General features: G+C 41.3%; 16 protein-coding genes and 1 tRNA gene. 16 read left to right on the forward strand and 1 reads right to left on the reverse strand.

Annotated elements, in window-relative coordinates:
* Positions 1–113 precede the first annotated feature (113 nt).
* From V470_03725 to V470_03760, 8 genes are all read left to right on the forward strand, one after another.
* Positions 114–695 (forward strand): 16S rRNA methyltransferase, encoded by a 582-nt coding sequence (locus V470_03725; protein AHZ47547.1) that lies wholly within the window; start codon positions 114–116, stop codon positions 693–695.
* Positions 692–1969 (forward strand): thymidine phosphorylase, encoded by a 1278-nt coding sequence (gene deoA, locus V470_03730; GenBank protein ID AHZ47548.1) that lies wholly within the window; start codon positions 692–694, stop codon positions 1967–1969. Before V470_03725 ends, deoA begins: the two co-directional genes overlap by 4 nt.
* A 19-nt stretch (positions 1970–1988) precedes the next feature.
* Complete coding sequence (locus V470_03735; GenBank protein AHZ47549.1) at positions 1989–2651, forward strand: deoxyribose-phosphate aldolase; 663 nt, start codon at positions 1989–1991, stop codon at positions 2649–2651.
* The gene (locus V470_03740) at positions 2638–3027 is read left to right on the forward strand and encodes a cytidine deaminase (GenBank protein ID AHZ47550.1); all 390 of its coding nucleotides are present in this window, start codon (positions 2638–2640) and stop codon (positions 3025–3027) included. Before V470_03735 ends, V470_03740 begins: the two co-directional genes overlap by 14 nt.
* An 89-nt stretch (positions 3028–3116) precedes the next feature.
* Positions 3117–4172 carry a membrane protein gene (locus tag V470_03745; protein ID AHZ47551.1) on the forward strand — a complete coding sequence of 352 codons (1056 nt, stop codon included), beginning with the start codon at positions 3117–3119 and terminating at the stop codon, positions 4170–4172.
* A gap of 136 nt (positions 4173–4308) precedes the next feature.
* Entirely contained in the window at positions 4309–5844 is a 1536-nt protein-coding gene (locus V470_03750) for a heme ABC transporter ATP-binding protein (GenBank protein AHZ47552.1), read from the forward strand.
* Entirely contained in the window at positions 5837–6895 is a 1059-nt protein-coding gene (locus V470_03755) for a branched-chain amino acid ABC transporter permease (protein ID AHZ47553.1), read from the forward strand. Before V470_03750 ends, V470_03755 begins: the two co-directional genes overlap by 8 nt.
* Before the next feature lie 2 nt (positions 6896–6897).
* A complete protein-coding gene (locus V470_03760; GenBank protein AHZ47554.1) occupies positions 6898–7854 on the forward strand; it encodes a sugar ABC transporter permease in 957 nt (318 codons plus the stop codon).
* A 34-nt stretch (positions 7855–7888) separates the two neighbouring features.
* Here the strand turns inward: V470_03760 and V470_03765 are convergent, their stop codons facing one another.
* Positions 7889–8530, reverse strand: coding sequence for a glycerol-3-phosphate acyltransferase (locus V470_03765; GenBank protein AHZ47555.1), 642 nt, complete (start codon positions 8528–8530; stop codon positions 7889–7891).
* Between the two features lie 135 nt (positions 8531–8665).
* Here V470_03765 and gyrB point away from each other — a divergent pair, with 135 nt between their 5' ends.
* The 8 genes from gyrB to rpsA all read left to right on the forward strand — a co-directional run bounded on the left by gyrB (position 8666) and on the right by rpsA (position 18557).
* Positions 8666–10609 (forward strand): DNA gyrase subunit B, encoded by a 1944-nt coding sequence (gene gyrB, locus V470_03770; GenBank protein ID AHZ47556.1) that lies wholly within the window; start codon positions 8666–8668, stop codon positions 10607–10609.
* Between the two features lie 18 nt (positions 10610–10627).
* The gene (locus V470_03775; protein AHZ47557.1) at positions 10628–11839 is read left to right on the forward strand and encodes a hypothetical protein; all 1212 of its coding nucleotides are present in this window, start codon (positions 10628–10630) and stop codon (positions 11837–11839) included.
* 177 nt (positions 11840–12016) lie between these two features.
* On the forward strand, positions 12017–12838 hold the full coding sequence (locus V470_03780) for an aminoglycoside adenylyltransferase (protein AHZ47558.1): 822 nt from the start codon (positions 12017–12019) through the stop codon (positions 12836–12838).
* A gap of 217 nt (positions 12839–13055) precedes the next feature.
* On the forward strand, positions 13056–15536 hold the full coding sequence (locus V470_03785; protein ID AHZ47559.1) for a DNA topoisomerase IV subunit A: 2481 nt from the start codon (positions 13056–13058) through the stop codon (positions 15534–15536).
* A gap of 130 nt (positions 15537–15666) precedes the next feature.
* Entirely contained in the window at positions 15667–16689 is a 1023-nt protein-coding gene (locus V470_03790; GenBank protein AHZ47560.1) for a branched-chain amino acid aminotransferase, read from the forward strand.
* Positions 16690–16801: 112 nt separating this feature from the next.
* Positions 16802–17032: a branched-chain amino acid aminotransferase gene (locus V470_03795; GenBank protein AHZ47561.1), complete on the forward strand. Its 231-nt coding sequence runs from the start codon at positions 16802–16804 to the stop codon at positions 17030–17032.
* A 50-nt stretch (positions 17033–17082) separates the two neighbouring features.
* Positions 17083–17164 (forward strand) — tRNA-Tyr (locus V470_10615).
* Positions 17165–17354: 190 nt separating this feature from the next.
* Positions 17355–18557, forward strand: coding sequence for a 30S ribosomal protein S1 (gene rpsA / locus V470_03805; protein AHZ47562.1), 1203 nt, complete (start codon positions 17355–17357; stop codon positions 18555–18557).
* The last annotated feature ends 56 nt before the right edge of the window (positions 18558–18613 follow it).

Consider the following 18613-nt stretch of genomic DNA (forward strand, 5'->3'; position numbering starts at 1 on the left):
GATTGAAGAAAAGGTTTTTTGACTAGGATTCTTCAGTCTTTTTCATTTGATCATCACTTTGTAAACGATTTACAATTCAAGCCAAATTATGGTAAAATAGTTTTATGAGTAAAATGTATTATGCAGAAAATCCTGATGCTGCACACGACATTCATGAGTTGAGAGTGGAGTTGTTGGGAAAAAACATGACCTTTTTGACGGATGCGGGTGTTTTTAGCAAGAAAATGGTTGACTTTGGGAGTCAGCTCTTGCTCAAGTGTCTAGAGGTAAATGAAGGAGAGACGGTCCTTGATGTAGGTTGTGGTTATGGGCCATTGGGTTTGTCGTTAGCCAAGGCTTATGGAGCTCAGGTAACCATGGTCGATATCAATAATCGTGCCTTGGACCTAGCGCGACAAAATGCTGAACGAAATAAAGTAGAAGTAGCAATTTTCCAATCCAATATCTTTGAACAAGTTGAAGGAAAGTTTGACCATGTTATTTCCAATCCGCCGATTCGAGCGGGCAAGCAAGTTGTTCATGAGATTATCGAAAAGAGCAGAGATTTCTTGAAAGACGGAGGAGATTTAACCATTGTCATTCAGAAAAAACAAGGAGCTCCAAGTGCTAAAAGTAAGATGGAAGACGTTTTTGGTAATTGTGAAATCGTAAAGAAAGATAAGGGATACTATATCCTTAGAAGTGTGAAAGAATGAGAGCAGTTGATTTAATCCAAAAGAAACGAGATGGTCAAGAACTGACTACGGCTGAAATAAAATGGTTGGTAGAAGGCTATGTGGCTGGAACTGTTCCAGACTATCAGATGTCTGCTTTTGCTATGGCTGTTTATTTTAAAGGAATGACCACACGTGAGATTTCTGATCTAACGATGAATATGGTCAAGACAGGTCAGGAGTTTGATTTGTCAGCTATTGAGGGGGTTAAGGTTGACAAGCATTCGACTGGTGGTGTAGGTGATAAGGTGACCTTGATTTTGGCTCCCCTTGTTGCAAGTTTCGGAGTGCCCGTTGCTAAAATGAGTGGTCGTGGTCTTGGCCATACTGGTGGGACGATTGATAAATTGGAGTCCATTAAGGGCTATCAAGTCGAACGAAGTCAAGAAGATTTCATTCGTCAGGTACAGGACATTGGTGTATCTGTCATTGGGCAGTCAGATCAGCTGGTTAAAGCAGACAAACTTCTCTATGCCCTCCGAGATGTGACAGCAACTGTAGACACGATTCCTTTGATTGCGAGTTCGGTGATGAGCAAGAAAATTGCTGCAGGAGCGGATGCCATTTTGCTAGACGTAACGGTCGGTGAGGGTGCCTTCATGAAGACGGTTGATGAGGCGCGCGAATTGGCTCAAACCATGGTGGATCTTGGTAAGGCAGTTGGTCGAAAGACGGTAGCAGTCATTACCGATATGAGCCAACCCTTGGGAAGAGCCATTGGCAATCGTCTCGAAATCCTTGAGGCAATCGAGATTCTCCAAGGAAATGGCCGAGAAGATATTAGTCACTTTATCTGCGAGCTAGCTCAGATTATGCTTGGCTTGGCTGATGTTGAAAAAACGATTGAGGAAATCCGTCAACACCTGGAAAATGGCCAAGCACTGGCTAAGTTTGAAGAAATGGTAGCAGCACAAGGCGGTGATTTAGAAGATCTCTATCGCCCCGTCAAAGTTGCCCATGTGGTGGAAATTCCAGCTCAAGATACGGGTGTTATTTCAGCTCTTCCTGCAATGGAATTTGGCCTCTATGCCATGAGACTAGGAGCTGGTCGTGCAGTCAAGTCTGATGACTTGGACTATGAAACAGGGATTGTTTTTGAGAAGAAGGTTGGAGACTCCGTTCAAAAAGGGGAAATTGTTGCAAAAGTTTATACAAATGGAAAAATTTCTTCTGAACTAGTTACAGAATTTCAAAAATATGTTAAAATAAATGATGGAGTGCAAAGTTTACGAGAAATTATAGAAATTATCTCATAAAACCAGGGAGAATCCGAATATGAAGTTAAATAAATATATTGATCATACGCTTTTAAAGCAAGATGCAAGTCAAGAACAAATTGATCGTTTGCTATCTGAAGCGCGTGAGTATGACTTTGCCTGCGTTTGTGTCAATCCCACATGGGTTAAACATGCGAAAACAGGGCTTGATGGCTCAGATGTAAAAGTTTGTACAGTAATAGGTTTTCCTTTGGGAGCAACAACTTCAGCTGTGAAAGCTTTTGAAACAAAAGAAGCTGTTCAAAACGGTGCGGATGAGATTGATATGGTTATCAATGTTGGTGCCCTCAAATCAGGCAATCTGGATTTGGTTGAATCGGACATCCGTGCTGTCGTAGAAGCAAGTGGTGACAAGTTGGTGAAGGTCATTATTGAAGCTTGCTTGTTGACAGACGATGAAAAGGTTGTGGCCTGCCAATTATCCCAGAAAGCAGGCGCTGACTTTGTCAAAACATCAACTGGATTTTCAACTGGTGGTGCCACTATTGAGGATGTTCAGTTGATGCGTGAAACAGTCGGGCCAGATATGGGAGTTAAGGCGGCTGGTGGAGCTCGTTCATATGCAGATGCTGTCGCTTTTGTGGAAGCAGGCGCTACCCGTATCGGAACATCTGCTGGTGTAACAATCTTAAAAGGAGAATTAGCAGATGGCGACTACTGAGTTGATTGAACTAGCAATTGAAACCAGCAAACAAGCCTATGTCCCCTATTCTCACTTTCCTATCGGAGCTGTTTTAGTTGCCAAGGATGGTAGCATTTATACGGGTGTCAATATCGAGAATGCTAGTTATCCCTTGACTAATTGTGGAGAGCGTACTGCTATTTTTAAAGCAGTTTCGGAGGGGCAACGGGAGTTTTCAGAATTGATTGTCTACGGACAAACTGAAAAACCCATCTCGCCATGTGGTGCTTGCCGCCAGGTCATGGTTGAATTTTTTGAACAAGATCTAAAAGTGACTTTAGTCGCTAAAGATAAATCGACGGTCGAGATGACGGTCGGGGAGTTACTTCCATACTCATTTACAGACTTAAATTAGTCTGAGTCACTCTCTGAGTGACGCGGTCCTTGTGGCCAACCAATCCATACTTGCAACATCGTTGCACATCTTATTTAGGAGGTTCAGTAATGAACAAGAAACAATGGCTAGGCCTTGGTCTAGTTGCAGTAGCAGCAGTTGGACTTGCTGCATGTGGTAACCGCTCTTCTCGTAACGCCGCTTCATCTTCATCAGAAATGAAGACCAAAGCAGCAATCGTAACAGATACTGGTGGTGTTGATGATAAATCATTTAACCAATCAGCTTGGGAAGGTTTGCAAGACTGGGGTAAAGAACACAATCTTTCTAAAGATAAAGGTTACACTTACTTCCAATCAACAAGCGAAGCAGACTATGCTAACAACTTGCAACAAGCGGCTGGAAGTTACAACCTGATCTTCGGTGTTGGTTTTGCCCTTCACAATGCAGTTGAGGAAGCAGCAAAAGACCACTCTGACCTAAACTATGTCTTGATTGATGATGTGATTGAAGGTCAAAAGAATGTTGCGAGCGTAAGATTTGCGGATAACGAAGCAGCTTACCTTGCTGGTGTTGCAGCAGCGAAAACTACGAAAACAAAACAAGTTGGTTTTGTAGGTGGTATCGAATCTGAAGTTATTTCACGTTTTGCAGCTGGATTCAAAGCTGGTGTTGAGTCAGTAGATCCATCTATCAAAGTCCAAGTTGACTACGCTGGTTCATTTGGTGATGCTGCCAAAGGTAAAACAATCGCAGCAGCTCAATATGCTGCCGGTGCAGACGTTGTCTACCAAGCAGCTGGTGGTACAGGTGCTGGTGTCTTTGCTGAAGCAAAATCATTGAACGAAAACAAAAATGAAAACGAAAAAGTTTGGGTTATCGGTGTAGACCGTGACCAAGCAGCAGAAGGTAAATACACTTCTAAAGATGGTAAAGAATCTAACTTCGTTCTTGTATCTACATTGAAACAAGTTGGTACAACTGTAAAAGATATTGCCAACAAAACAGAAAAAGGTGAATTCCCTGGTGGACAAGTGATTGTTTACTCATTGAAAGATAAAGGGGTTGAGCTAGCAGTAACAAACCTTTCAGAAGAAGGTAAAAAAGCTGTTGAAGATGCAAAAGCTAAAATCCTTGACGGAAGCGTAAAAGTTCCTGAAAAATAATGGATAAAAGTCATTTCTTAGGAAGCGGCCATCGGTCGCTTCTTTAAGAATTGAGGCAATTTTTGTCTCAATAAAGCTTGTTAATGTGATTAGCAGGTTTTATTGAAATAAAATAAACCTCTGAAAGGAAGAGCACATGGCACACGAAAATGTCATTGAGATGCGGGATATTACCAAGGTGTTTGGTGAATTTGTAGCAAACGACAAAATCAACTTGCAACTGCGAAAAGGTGAAATCCATGCACTTTTAGGAGAAAATGGAGCGGGTAAATCCACTCTGATGAATATGCTGGCAGGACTTCTTGAACCAACGAGTGGTGAAATTGTGGTGAATGGTCAGGTTGTAAAACTAGACTCACCATCTAAAGCCGCTGGTCTTGGAATTGGGATGGTTCACCAACATTTTATGTTGGTTGAGGCTTTTACAGTAGCTGAGAATATCATTTTAGGGAGTGAAATCACTAAAAATGGTGTTCTAGATATAGCTGGTGCTACTAAAGAAATCAAGGCTCTTTCTGAACGTTATGGTTTGGCAGTAGATCCTGCTGCTAAGGTGGCGGATATTTCCGTTGGTGCCCAACAACGTGTAGAAATCTTGAAAACACTCTATCGTGGTGCTGATATCCTTATCTTTGACGAACCTACAGCCGTATTGACTCCTTCAGAGATTGATGAGTTGATGGCAATCATGAAAAACCTTGTCAAAGAAGGGAAGTCTATCATTTTGATTACCCATAAATTGGATGAGATTCGTGCGGTATCGAATCGAGTGACGGTTATCCGTCGTGGGAAATCAATCCAGACGGTTGAAATCGTAGGAGCAACAAATGCGGACTTGGCAGAAATGATGGTTGGACGCTCAGTCTCCTTTAAAACGGAAAAACAAGCACCACAACCAAAAGAAGTGGTCTTGTCTATCAAAGACTTGGCTGTCAATGAAAACCGCGGTGTACCAGCTGTGAAGAATCTTTCTTTGGATGTTCGTGCTGGTGAAATTGTCGGTATTGCAGGTATTGATGGCAATGGTCAGTCTGAACTCATTCAAGCCATTACAGGTCTTCGTAAGATTGAGTCAGGTAGCGTTGAATTAAAAGGAAAATCAATCGTGGGGATGCATCCTCGACAAATTACAGAACTCAGTGTGGGGCATGTTCCTGAAGACCGCCACCGGGATGGCTTGATTTTGGAGATGATGATTTCAGAAAATATCGCTCTTCAAACCTACTACAAAGAACCACTCAGCAAGAATGGTATCTTGAACTATGCCAATATCACTTCACATGCTAAGAAATTGATGGAAGAATTTGACGTCCGTGCGGCAAGCGAATTTGTTCCAGCGGCAGCTCTTTCAGGAGGAAATCAACAAAAAGCGATTATCGCTCGTGAGATTGATCGTGATCCTGATCTCCTTATCGTCAGCCAGCCAACTCGTGGTTTGGATGTCGGTGCCATTGAATATATCCACAAACGTTTGATTGAAGAACGTGATAACGGGAAGGCAGTCCTTGTTGTCAGCTTTGAATTGGATGAGATTTTAAATGTTTCAGACCGAATTGCTGTTATTCACGATGGTAAGATTCAAGGTATTGTATCGCCAGAAACAACTAACAAACAAGAACTTGGTGTCTTGATGGCAGGTGGAAACTTGGGAAAGGAGAAGAGTGATGTCTAAAAAATTACAACAAATTTCGGTTCCCTTGATTTCCGTATTCTTAGGAATCTTGCTCGGAGCCATTGTCATGTGGATCTTCGGATATGATGCTATCTGGGGTTATGAGGAGTTGTTCTATACAGCTTTTGGTAGCCTCCGTGGAATTGGAGAAATTTTCCGTGCCATGGGTCCTCTTGTCTTGATAGGTCTTGGTTTCGCAGTTGCCAGTCGAGCAGGTTTCTTTAACGTTGGACTTCCTGGTCAAGCACTTGCAGGCTGGATTCTCAGTGGTTGGTTTGCCTTGTCAAATCCAGATATGCCTCGTCTCGTTTTGATTCCATTGACAGTGATCATTGCTTTGATTGCAGGTGGAATTGTTGGTGCGATTCCAGGTATCCTCAGAGCCTATCTCGGTACGTCAGAGGTTATCGTGACCATCATGATGAACTACATTGTATTGTATGTGGGAAATGCCTTTATTCATGCCTTTCCGAAAGATATTATGCAAAGTACAGACTCAACGATTCGTGTTAGTGCCAATGCTACATACCAGACATCATGGTTATCAGAGTTGACTGGAAATTCCCGTATGAATATCGGAATTTTCTTTGCAATCATTGCTGTTGGCGTGATTTGGTTCTTGCTCAAGAAAACGACTCTCGGTTTTGAAATTCGTGCAGTTGGTCTTAATCCCCATGCTTCAGAGTACGCTGGTATTTCAGCAAAACGTACAATCATTCTATCAATGATTATCTCTGGTGCCTTGGCTGGTCTTGGTGGAGCGGTCGAAGGTCTTGGAACCTTCCAAAACGTTTACGTTCAGGGATCATCATTAGCTATCGGATTTAACGGGATGGCAGTTAGTTTGCTTGCTGGAAATTCACCAATTGGAATTCTCTTTGCAGCCTTCTTATTTGGTGTTCTACAAGTTGGTGCACCGGGTATGAACGCAGCGCAAGTTCCGTCTGAGCTTGTTAGCATTGTAACAGCGTCTATTATCTTCTTTGTCAGCGTTCACTACATTATCGAACGCTTTGTCAAACCTAAAAAACAAGTTAAAGGAGGTAAGTAAGGATGTCTATTACAACATTACTCACCCTCTTGGTCTCTTCTATGCTGATTTACTCAGCACCACTTATTTTTACGAGTATCGGAGGAGTTTTCTCTGAACGTGGTGGTGTCGTTAACGTCGGTCTTGAAGGAATTATGGTTATGGGAGCCTTTTCTGGGGTTGTCTTTAACCTTGAGTTTGCAGAACAACTTGGAGCAGCGACTCCTTGGATTTCCTTGTTAGTTGCTGGTATCGTGGGAGCTATTTTCTCCCTCATCCATGCCGTCGCTACAGTTCATTTCCGTGCGGACCATGTTGTCAGTGGTACAGTATTGAACTTGATGGCTCCTGCCCTAGCAGTTTTCTTGGTTAAAGTTCTTTATAACAAAGGACAAACGGATAACTTAAGCCAGACTTTTGGACGTTTTGATTTCCCAGTTTTGGCTGATATCCCAGTGATTGGAGATATCTTCTTCAAGTCAACCAGTCTACTAGGTTATATCGCGATTGCCTTCTCTTTCCTTGCTTGGTTTATTCTCTTTAAGACCCGCTTTGGTCTTCGTCTTCGCTCTGTTGGTGAACACCCTCAAGCAGCGGATACCTTGGGGATCAATGTCTACAAAATGAGATATCTTGGGGTTGTTATTTCAGGTTTCCTTGGTGGAATTGGGGGAGCGATTTATGCTCAATCAATCTCAGTTAACTTCTCAGTGACAACTATTGTCGGTCCTGGATTTATCGCCCTTGCGGCAATGATCTTTGGTAAATGGAACCCAATCGGTGCTATGCTTTCTAGTCTCTTCTTTGGACTTTCACAAAGTTTGGCAGTTATCGGTTCTCAATTGCCTTTCCTACAAGGAGTACCAGCGGTTTACCTTCAAATCGCGCCTTATGTCTTGACCATTCTTGTCTTGGCAGCCTTCTTTGGAAAAGCAGTTGCACCTAAGGCAGACGGTATCAACTACATCAAGTCAAAATAAGCATACAAAAAAACGTCAGTTTCAAACTGGCGTTTTATTTTTTTGGATTTTGATGGGTTAGGTTCAATCCCCAAGGGACGAGATTTTCAGTTTTATTTTTGATACGTGTAATATTATCTTTGTGACGAATGATAATCAAGCTAGCAAGTGCTAGGATAATCAAAATGAAGAGAGGGTCATAGCTGCTCAGGATAAAACCAAATAGTGGAAATAGGAGAACTCCGATAACGGCTGCGATAGAAGCAGTAACGCTAGATAGTGAAATCATACTACCTAGATAGAGGCTTCCAAAGAATACGATTGCTAGATAGAGACAGAAAACAGGCGCAAATCCGAAAATCACTCCAGCGCTGGTTGCGACAGCCTTACCCCCCTTAAATCCTGCAAAGATAGGAAAAGTATGTCCAATCACAGCCAAAAGTCCAAATACAAGAGGTGATACACCTTGAAGGTGGAAAAGGATTGGAAGGAGAGTGGCCAAGGTTCCTTTAAAGAAGTCAATCACAAAGGTTGCCATACCCGCTTTCTTACCTAAAATTCGGAAAGTATTGGTTGTTCCGGTGTTTCCAGAACCATGTTCACGCAGATTTGTTTGAAAGAAGATTTGTCCAATCCAAAGACCAGATGGAATCGAACCTAGCAGATAAGCTAAAATTAATAATACAAATGTCATCATAGAACTATTATACCATGAAATGGTATAGAAAGTCAGAGAATATCCTGTGAAATTGTGACAACTGAAAGGGAAAAGCTTTGCAAAATCGCTAGAAAACCTGTAAAATAGAAAAGATGAACAAATAGGAGGTTCCTTGTGTCAAAAAAGGAAATCAATATTAATAACTACAATGATGACGCCATTCAGGTGCTAGAAGGGTTGGATGCGGTCCGTAAACGTCCGGGGATGTATATTGGATCGACTGACGGTGCTGGTCTCCATCACCTAGTCTGGGAAATTGTGGATAATGCAGTCGATGAAGCCTTGTCTGGATTTGGTGACCGCATTGATGTGACCATCAATAAGGACGGCAGTCTAACTGTTCAAGACCATGGTCGTGGGATGCCAACCGGGATGCACGCCATGGGAATTCCAACTGTTGAAGTTATCTTTACCATTCTCCACGCTGGAGGAAAATTCGGTCAAGGTGGTTATAAGACATCAGGTGGTCTCCACGGAGTGGGATCTTCAGTCGTTAATGCCCTTTCTAGTTGGCTAGAAGTTGAAATTACTCGTGACGGTACAGTCTACAAGCAACGTTTTGAAAATGGTGGAAAACCTGTTACAACCTTGAAGAAAATTGGTACAGCACCCAAGTCTAAGACAGGTACCAAGGTTACCTTCATGCCTGACGCGACGATTTTTTCTACGACTGACTTCAAGTACAATACCATTTCTGAACGTCTCAATGAGTCAGCCTTTCTCTTAAAAAATGTTACCTTGTCTTTGACAGATAGGCGAACAGATGAAGCAATCGAATTTCATTATGAGAACGGGGTACAAGACTTTGTTTCTTACCTCAATGAAGACAAGGAAACCTTGACGCCAGTCCTATACTTTGAAGGCGAAGACAATGGTTTCCAAGTGGAAGTTGCCCTCCAGTACAATGATGGATTCTCAGATAACATTCTATCCTTTGTCAATAACGTTCGTACGAAAGATGGTGGAACGCACGAGACAGGACTCAAGTCAGCCATTACCAAGGTTATGAATGACTACGCGCGTAAGACTGGACTCCTCAAGGAAAAAGATAAAAACTTAGAAGGTTCAGATTATCGTGAGGGACTAGCAGCTGTTCTTTCTATTCTGGTTCCTGAAGAACACCTCCAGTTTGAAGGTCAGACCAAGGATAAACTAGGGAGTCCTCTGGCTCGTCCAGTTGTAGATGGGATTGTGGCTGATAAGTTAACCTTCTTCCTCATGGAAAATGGAGAACTTGCTTCCAATCTTATCCGTAAGGCTATCAAGGCGCGTGATGCTCGTGAGGCGGCTCGCAAAGCGCGTGATGAGAGCCGAAATGGTAAGAAAAACAAGAAAGACAAGGGCTTGTTGTCTGGAAAATTGACCCCAGCCCAGTCTAAGAATCCTGCAAAAAATGAACTCTACCTGGTTGAGGGGGACTCTGCCGGTGGTTCTGCCAAACAAGGTCGTGACCGTAAGTTCCAGGCTATCTTGCCACTTCGAGGTAAGGTTATCAATACAGCCAAGGCCAAGATGGCGGATATCCTCAAAAATGAAGAAATCAATACCATGATTTATACCATTGGTGCGGGTGTGGGAGCAGACTTCTCTCTTGAAGATGCTAACTATGACAAGATCATTATCATGACCGATGCGGATACCGATGGTGCCCATATCCAAACTCTTCTTTTAACATTCTTCTACCGTTACATGCGTCCACTAGTCGAGGCAGGACATGTCTATATCGCCCTTCCGCCTCTGTACAAGATGTCCAAAGGCAAAGGCAAGAAAGAAGAAGTGGCCTATGCTTGGACGGACGGAGAGCTAGAAGAACTCCGCAAGCAATTTGGCAAAGGAGCTACCCTTCAACGCTACAAAGGTCTTGGTGAGATGAATGCAGACCAACTCTGGGAAACAACCATGAACCCAGAAACGCGTACCCTCATCCGTGTCACTATCGAAGACCTAGCACGCGCTGAACGTCGCGTCAATGTCCTTATGGGAGATAAGGTCGAACCACGCCGTAAATGGATTGAGGATAACGTGAAGTTTACACTGGAAGAAGCGACAGTGTTTTGAAATAATGAAAATGAAATTATGAGTTATACAAGATATACAGATCAAGAATTTAAAGAACTAGCTAATGATGGACAAATTAATATCATGGCTCTCTTTGGAAATGGTGTAGATATTCAGTTAATGGAATATCTTAAATCTCCGTACAGAACTTCTTATCAAAATTTTTATAATTATCTCTGCCATAAGAATTTTGATAAAGATAACATGATCTATAAAAAAATGACTGAGGATAAGAAAGATAATGAAAAGAATCCCAATATCAAGCAAAATTGGAGTGACTTTGAGAATAGTTTAATTGAGATTTTTAATCAACCTGGCTGGCTGGACATAGAGAAATTGACTAAAGATTTCAATAAATTTCAAATCGAGTTCTCAAATTTTTTAAATGAAATAATTACTCCTGATATGCTTGCTGATTTAGGGAGTGATAGCACAGATAAACGAATTGCTCTCACTTCTTTTACCCGTTTTTTAGGTGATTTAGATTGGATTAATTTCAATAAATTGGCTTTTCCAAGGAAAACCAAACTTTATTCTTTATTTAACTGGGAAATTTTAAATTTCAACTATACTTCCATGTTGGATAATATCTTATTGCTAGATAAACAACAATTTGATCCCCATCCGTATAGGGATGCTGATAGACAAATCAAATTTTATCCAAATCCTGAAAATAGACACTGTAAGTTAGAAAAAATTGTTGATCATGGAGAATTGAAAGATGTATATGTAGTTGATTCGTATTTAAATAAAGATACTAATCACTCCAGTTATTTAATTACCAATATCTCCCATCCTCATGGTTATCAGAATGTCCCAAAATCAATGTTGTTCGGCTTTGACAATGATAATCAAATAACTAATGAAAATAAAAGGTATTTAGCTAAAAATTTTCTAAAGCCCTATTGGGCTCAGAATGACAGAAGATATAAATCGTACTTTAATGATACTGATTTATTTATATTATATGGTTTATCAATCGGTAATAGTGACTTTTGGTGGTGGAATAATATCCTCAATTCTATATTAAAGACCGATGCAGAAATGATAATTTATAATTACAATAGTACTAAAGAATCTGATGAAGATACAATTAATCGATTTATTGATGCCGCCAAAAAAGAACAACTCACTGCTGAGGAAATAGAAAAAATTCATAAAAAGATTGCAGTAGTTCAGTATGACTCTAAATCAAAACTCCATGCGTTCAAATTAGATCATTTTGATTAAATTTACCTCCTTTTCCTAAAACAAAATATTTCACATAAAGAATTTCTTATACGGAAGGCAACAATTGAGTATGGAATTTTTTAAAGAATGTGATAATGAAATAATTCTAGTAAATAACTCGCTTTATAAACATGTTCTTTACAACACTCAAAAAATTAATAACTAATAAGGAACCACATGAGAACTGACCAGGAAATGCTTGACCTGATTTTACAAATAGCTAAAAAGTTACAGGTTGATGCTGTGGCCCTATCGGGTTCGCGTACAAACCCCAATGCCCCAACAGATGAATTTCAAGACTATGATGTTGTTTATGTCGTGGACGACTTAGATAATTTGACGAGTGACCTTGCTTGGTTAGACCAGTTTGGCACACGTATCATTGAGCAACATAATCTCCTAGGCAACCGTCGCCTCTATCTCATGCTATTTGAAGATGGCAATCGGATTGATTTAACCCTCTGCCTTAAAGACCAAATTCAAGAGTGGGTGGATAGTGAGGCTGGGTTCACCGTTTTAGAAGATAAGAAGGGTTTGTTTGAAGCGTATCTGCCTAATCCTAAGCACTACTGGACTGCTCCGCCCTCCAAAGAGGAATTTACAGCATCCTGCAATGAATTTTGGTGGGTGTCAGCCTACGTGGTCAAAGGAATTTGTCGTAAGCAAGTCATCTATGCGACAGACCATCTCTACGGTATTTGTCAGCAAGAACTCTTGAAAGTCTTGGCCTGGCAGGTCGCAATAGATAGAGGAGTAATCGACATCGGTAAGAACTACAAGTACCTCTATAACTACTTGCCTTCTGAGAAGGAGAAGGAATTCTCAAATCTGCTTGATTTCTCGAGTTTAGACAAAATTACTCAGTCTTTATTGGCTACGATGCAACTTTTTCACCAAGAAGCTCAAAGGCTTGCCCAAATGATGGGCTTTGACTACGATAAGGAAGTAGCTGAGAAGATGATTCAGTATGCTGAGGAAAAACTTCAAAACACTAATTAAATAAAGAACATAATTCATAACTTTAAACTACAGAAAGGATAGTTTAGTTATATAAAATAACTTAACACCTTTGTCTATAAAAAAACTACTCTATATTATTTGAAAGGAGTTGAACACGCCCTAAATGCTGTGTGAAAAAGATAAATTCTCTTACGAGCATCGCTCACTGCAATAATTTCCTATTTTCACTTTGCATTTTACGGGCTTTGTATCCTATATGAGTAACATTCAAAACATGTCCCTTGAGGACATCATGGGAGAGCGCTTTGGTCGCTACTCCAAGTACATCATTCAAGACCGGGCTTTGCCAGACATTCGGGATGGATTGAAACCGGTCCAGCGTCGTATTCTTTATTCAATGAATAAAGATGGCAATACTTTTGACAAGAGCTACCGTAAGTCGGCCAAGTCTGTCGGTAACATCATGGGGAATTTTCACCCACACGGTGATTCTTCCATCTATGATGCCATGGTTCGTATGTCTCAGGACTGGAAAAACCGTGAGATTCTAGTTGAAATGCACGGTAATAACGGTTCTATGGACGGAGATCCGCCTGCGGCTATGCGTTATACCGAGGCTCGTTTGTCTGAGATTGCTGGTTATCTTCTTCAAGATATCGAAAAGAAGACAGTTCCCTTTGCTTGGAACTTTGACGATACCGAGAAAGAACCGACTGTTTTGCCAGCAGCATTTCCAAACCTCTTGGTCAATGGTTCGACTGGTATTTCGGCTGGTTATGCTACAGACATTCCTCCCCATAATTTAGCTGAGGTTATTGATGCGACGGTTTACATGATTGACCACCCAACAGCCAAGGTGGACAAACTCATGGAATTCTTGCCTGGGCCAGACTTCCCTACAGGGGCTATCATTCAAGGGCGTGATGAAATCAAGAAAGCCTATGAAACTGGGAAAGGGCGCGTGGTCGTTCGATCTAAGACGGAGGTTGAAAAGCTAAAAGGTGGTAAGGAACAAATCGTTATCACTGAAATTCCTTATGAAATCAATAAAGCCAATCTCGTCAAGAAAATCGATGATGTTCGTGTGAATAACAAGGTGGCAGGTATTGCTGAGGTTCGTGATGAGTCTGACCGTGACGGTCTTCGTATCGCTATTGAACTTAAGAAAGACGCGAATACCGAGCTCGTACTCAACTATCTCTTCAAGTACACTGACCTGCAAATCAACTACAACTTTAACATGGTGGCGATTGACAATTTCACACCTCGTCAGGTTGGAATTGTTCCAATCTTATCTAGCTATATCGCCCACCGTCGTGAAGTAATTTTGGCTCGTTCCCGCTTTGACAAGGAAAAAGCTGAGAAACGTCTGCATATCGTTGAAGGTTTGATTCGCGTGATTTCGATTTTGGATGAAGTCATTGCTCTTATCCGTGCTTCTGAGAACAAGGCTGACGCCAAGGAAAACCTCAAGGTCAGCTATGAGTTTACAGAAGAGCAGGCTGAAGCTATCGTGACCTTACAACTTTACCGTTTGACCAATACAGACGTGGTTGTCTTGCAGGAAGAAGAAGCAGAACTGCGTGAAAAGATCGCCATGCTTGCGGCTATCATCGGTGATGAACGGACTATGTACAATCTCATGAAGAAAGAACTTCGTGAGGTCAAGAAGAAATTTGCGACTCCACGTTTGAGTACTTTGGAAGACACCGCAAAAGTAATTGAGATTGACACAGCTAGTTTGATTGCCGAGGAGGATACCTATGTCAGCGTGACTAAGGCAGGCTATATCAAGCGTACTAGCCCACGTTCCTTTGCGGCATCCACTCTGGAAGAAATTGGCAAGCGTGATGATGATCGTTTGATCTTTGTACAAACTGCCAAGACAACCCAGCACCTCTTGATGTTCACGACTCTTGGGAATGTCATTTATCGACCAATCCATGAATTGGCAGACATTCGCTGGAAGGACATCGGAGAGCACTTGAGCCAAACGATTACAAACTTTGAAACTAACGAAGAAATTCTCTATGCAGAAGTAGTGGATCAGTTTGATGATGCGACAACTTATTTTGCAGCGACTCGACTTGGTCAAATCAAGCGTGTAGAACGCAAAGAATTCTCTCCATGGCGGACCTACAAGTCGAAGTCTGTTAAGTACGCTAAACTCAAAGACGAGACAGACCAGATTGTAGCAGTAGCACCAATCAAACTGGATGATGTTCTCTTGATTAGTCAAAATGGTTATGCCCTTCGTTTCAATATCGAAGAGGTTCCCGTTGTCGGTGCCAAGGCTGCAGGTGTCAAGGCTATGAACCTGAAAGAAGATGATGTCCTCCAATCCGCCTTTATATGTAACACTTCATCCTTCTACCTCTTGACCCAACGTGGTAGCTTGAAACGTGTTTCTATTGAGGAAATTCCAGCGACCAGCCGTGCCAAACGAGGCCTACAAGTCTTGCGTGAGTTGAAAAACAAACCGCACCGTGTCTTCTTGGCTGGAGCAGTTGCAGAGCAAGGTTTCGTTGGTGATCTTTTTAGTACAGAAGTAGAAGAAAACGACCAAACGTTACTTGTTCAATCTAACAAGGGGACAATCTATGAGAGCCAATTGCAAGATTTGAACTTGTCAGAACGTACTAGCAATGGAAGCTTTATTTCAGACACCATTTCAGATGAGGAAGTTTTCGATGCTTACCTCAAAGAAGTCTATAAAGAAGGTAAAGACAATCCATAAAAAGAATCGGTCCAAGTGACTGATTTCTTTTTTTCGAGAAAATTTTCAGAAAATTACAAATAATACTTGAAATTTTACTAGAAAAGTGTAGAATAGAACACATAGTTTGAATAGTATAAAGGAGAAACACATGACAGTTGCAATTGATTGGGAAAATCTTGGCTTTGCTTATATGAAATTACCTTACCGTTATATCGCTCACTACAAAAATGGTCAATGGGATCAAGGAGAATTGACAGAGGATGCAACCTTGCATATTTCAGAGTCTTCTCCAAGTCTCCACTATGGACAGCAAGCGTTTGAAGGTTTGAAAGCCTATCGTACCAAGGACGGCAGTGTTCAATTGTTCCGTCCTGACGAAAATGCCAAGCGTTTGCAACGTACTTGCGACCGTCTTTTGATGCCACAAGTTCCGACAGAAATGTTTGTAGAAGCTTGTAAAGCAGTTGTGCGTGCAAATGAAGAATACGTCCCACCATATGGAACAGGTGGAACCCTTTATCTTCGTCCGCTGTTGATTGGTATTGGGGATATTATTGGGGTTAAACCAGCAGAAGAGTATATTTTCACTATCTTTGCTATGCCAGTTGGAAATTACTTTAAGGGTGGATTGGTTCCAACCAACTTCTTGATTCAGGATGAATACGACCGTGCAGCTCCGAATGGTACAGGTGCGGCCAAGGTAGGTGGAAACTATGCTGCTAGTCTCCTCCCAGGTAAAATGGCCAAGTCACGCCAATTTTCAGATGTTATCTACTTAGACCCATCTACACATACAAAGATTGAAGAAGTCGGATCAGCTAACTTCTTTGGAATCACGGCAGACAATGAATTTGTTACGCCATTGAGTCCATCCATCTTGCCATCCATTACCAAGTACTCTTTGCTTTACTTGGCAGAACACCGCTTGGGCTTGACTCCGATTGAAGGTGATGTCCCAATCGATAATTTGGATCGTTTTGTAGAGGCAGGTGCTTGTGGAACAGCAGCGGTTATTTCTCCAATTGGAGGTATCCAACACGGCGATGATTTCCATGTTTTCTATAGTGAAACAGAAGTAGGTCCTGTTACACGTAAACTCTATGATGAATTGACTGGTATCCAATTTGGTGATGTAGAAGCGCCTGAAGGATGGATTGTCAAAGTGGACTAAAAGACATGAAGTAAAGAAGAACTCCGTAGCAGTTGTAAGGACTGAAATGGAGTTTTTTCTTGCTAGTTTGAGCATTTTCTTGTACAATAGAAAAAGTGAAAAGAGGTAAAGTATGAGTAAAAAAGATAAGAAAATTGAAATCCAATTAACCGATGCAAAAGTGACTGTTGGAAAAGACAGCTATGAAGGATACGTTTTGACGATTGGGAAAAAGGTCATTGGAGAAATTGCCGAATTAGATAGCCAATTTGCCATCATAAAGAATGGAAATGTCGATAGTTTTTATAAAAAACTTGAAAAAGCTGTGGAAATTTTGATTGAAAACTATAATTTGACAAAATAATACTTGTTTTATTGAAAATTTCATGATATAATAGTTCTCGTTAAACATTGGAGAGATAGCGAAGAGGCTAAACGCGGCGGACTGTAAATCCGCTCCTTCGGGTTCGGGGGTTCGAATCCCTCGACTCCCTCATGCGTTGGTTCGAATCCAGCTACCCCAGTTCTTAGGTAATAAATTCAAGATAAAAAGAAAAATATCTTAGGGTATTTTATTTTTATAATTGAAAGACGTGAACGATATGAACATGTCTTTGCGGGTGCTTAGGAAAAAAATTATAAGTATGTCAAGTTTGGAAAAACTTGATTGTTGGAGGATTTTTTAGATGAACGAATTTGAAGATTTGCTAAATAGCGTTAGCCAAGTTGAGCCTGGTGATGTTGTTAGTGCTGAAGTATTGACAGTTGATACGACTCAAGCTAACGTTGCAATCTCTGGGACTGGTGTTGAAGGTGTCTTGACTCTCCGCGAATTGACAAACGATCGCGATGCAGATATCAATGACTTTGTGAAAGTAGGAGAAGTATTGGATGTTCTTGTACTTCGTCAAGTAGTTGGTAAAGATACTGATACAGTTACATACCTTGTATCTAAAAAACGCCTTGAAGCTCGCAAAGCATGGGACAAACTTGTAGGACGCGAAGAAGAAGTTGTTACTGTTAAAGGAACTCGTGCCGTTAAAGGTGGACTTTCAGTAGAATTTGAAGGTGTTCGTGGATTTATCCCAGCTTCAATGTTGGATACTCGTTTCGTACGTAACACTGAGCGTTTCGTAGGTCAAGAATTTGATGCTAAAATCAAAGAAGTTGATCCTAAAGAAAACCGCTTCATCCTTTCACGTCGTGAAGTTGTTGAAGCAGCTACTGCAGCAGCTCGTGCTGAAGTATTCGGTAAATTGGCTGTTGGTGATGTCGTAACTGGTAAAGTTGCTCGTATCACAAGCTTTGGTGCTTTCATCGACCTTGGTGGTGTTGATGGATTGGTTCACTTGACTGAATTGTCACACGAACGTAACGTATCACCTAAATCAGTTGTAACTGTTGGTGAAGAAATTGAAGTGAAGATCCTTGATCTTAACGAAGAAGAAGGACGCGTATCACTTTCACTTAAAGCAACAACACCTGGACCATGGGATGGTGTTGAGCAAAAATTGGCTAAAGGTGATGTAGTAGAAGGAACAGTTAAACGTTTGACTGACTTCGGTGCATTTGTTGAAGTGTTGCCAGGTATCGATGGACTTGTTCACGTATCACAAATTTCACACAAACGTATCGAAAATCCAAAAGAAGCTCTTACTGTTGGTCAAGAAGTTACTGTTAAAGTCCTTGATGTTAACGCTGACGCAGAACGTGTATCACTTTCTATCAAAGCTCTTGAAGAACGTCCAGCTCAAGAAGAAGGACAAAAAGAAGAAAAACGTGCTGCTCGTCCACGTCGTCCAAAACGTCAAGAAAAACGTGATTTCGAACTTCCAGAAACACAAACAGGATTCTCAATGGCTGACTTGTTCGGTGATATCGAACTTTAATCAAATTGATAATCACAAAATCCTTTGTTTAAAACAAGGGATTTTTCTTTTGTCTC

The sequence above is a fragment of the Streptococcus sp. VT 162 genome (genome assembly GCA_000688775.2).
GTDB lineage: Bacteria > Bacillota > Bacilli > Lactobacillales > Streptococcaceae > Streptococcus.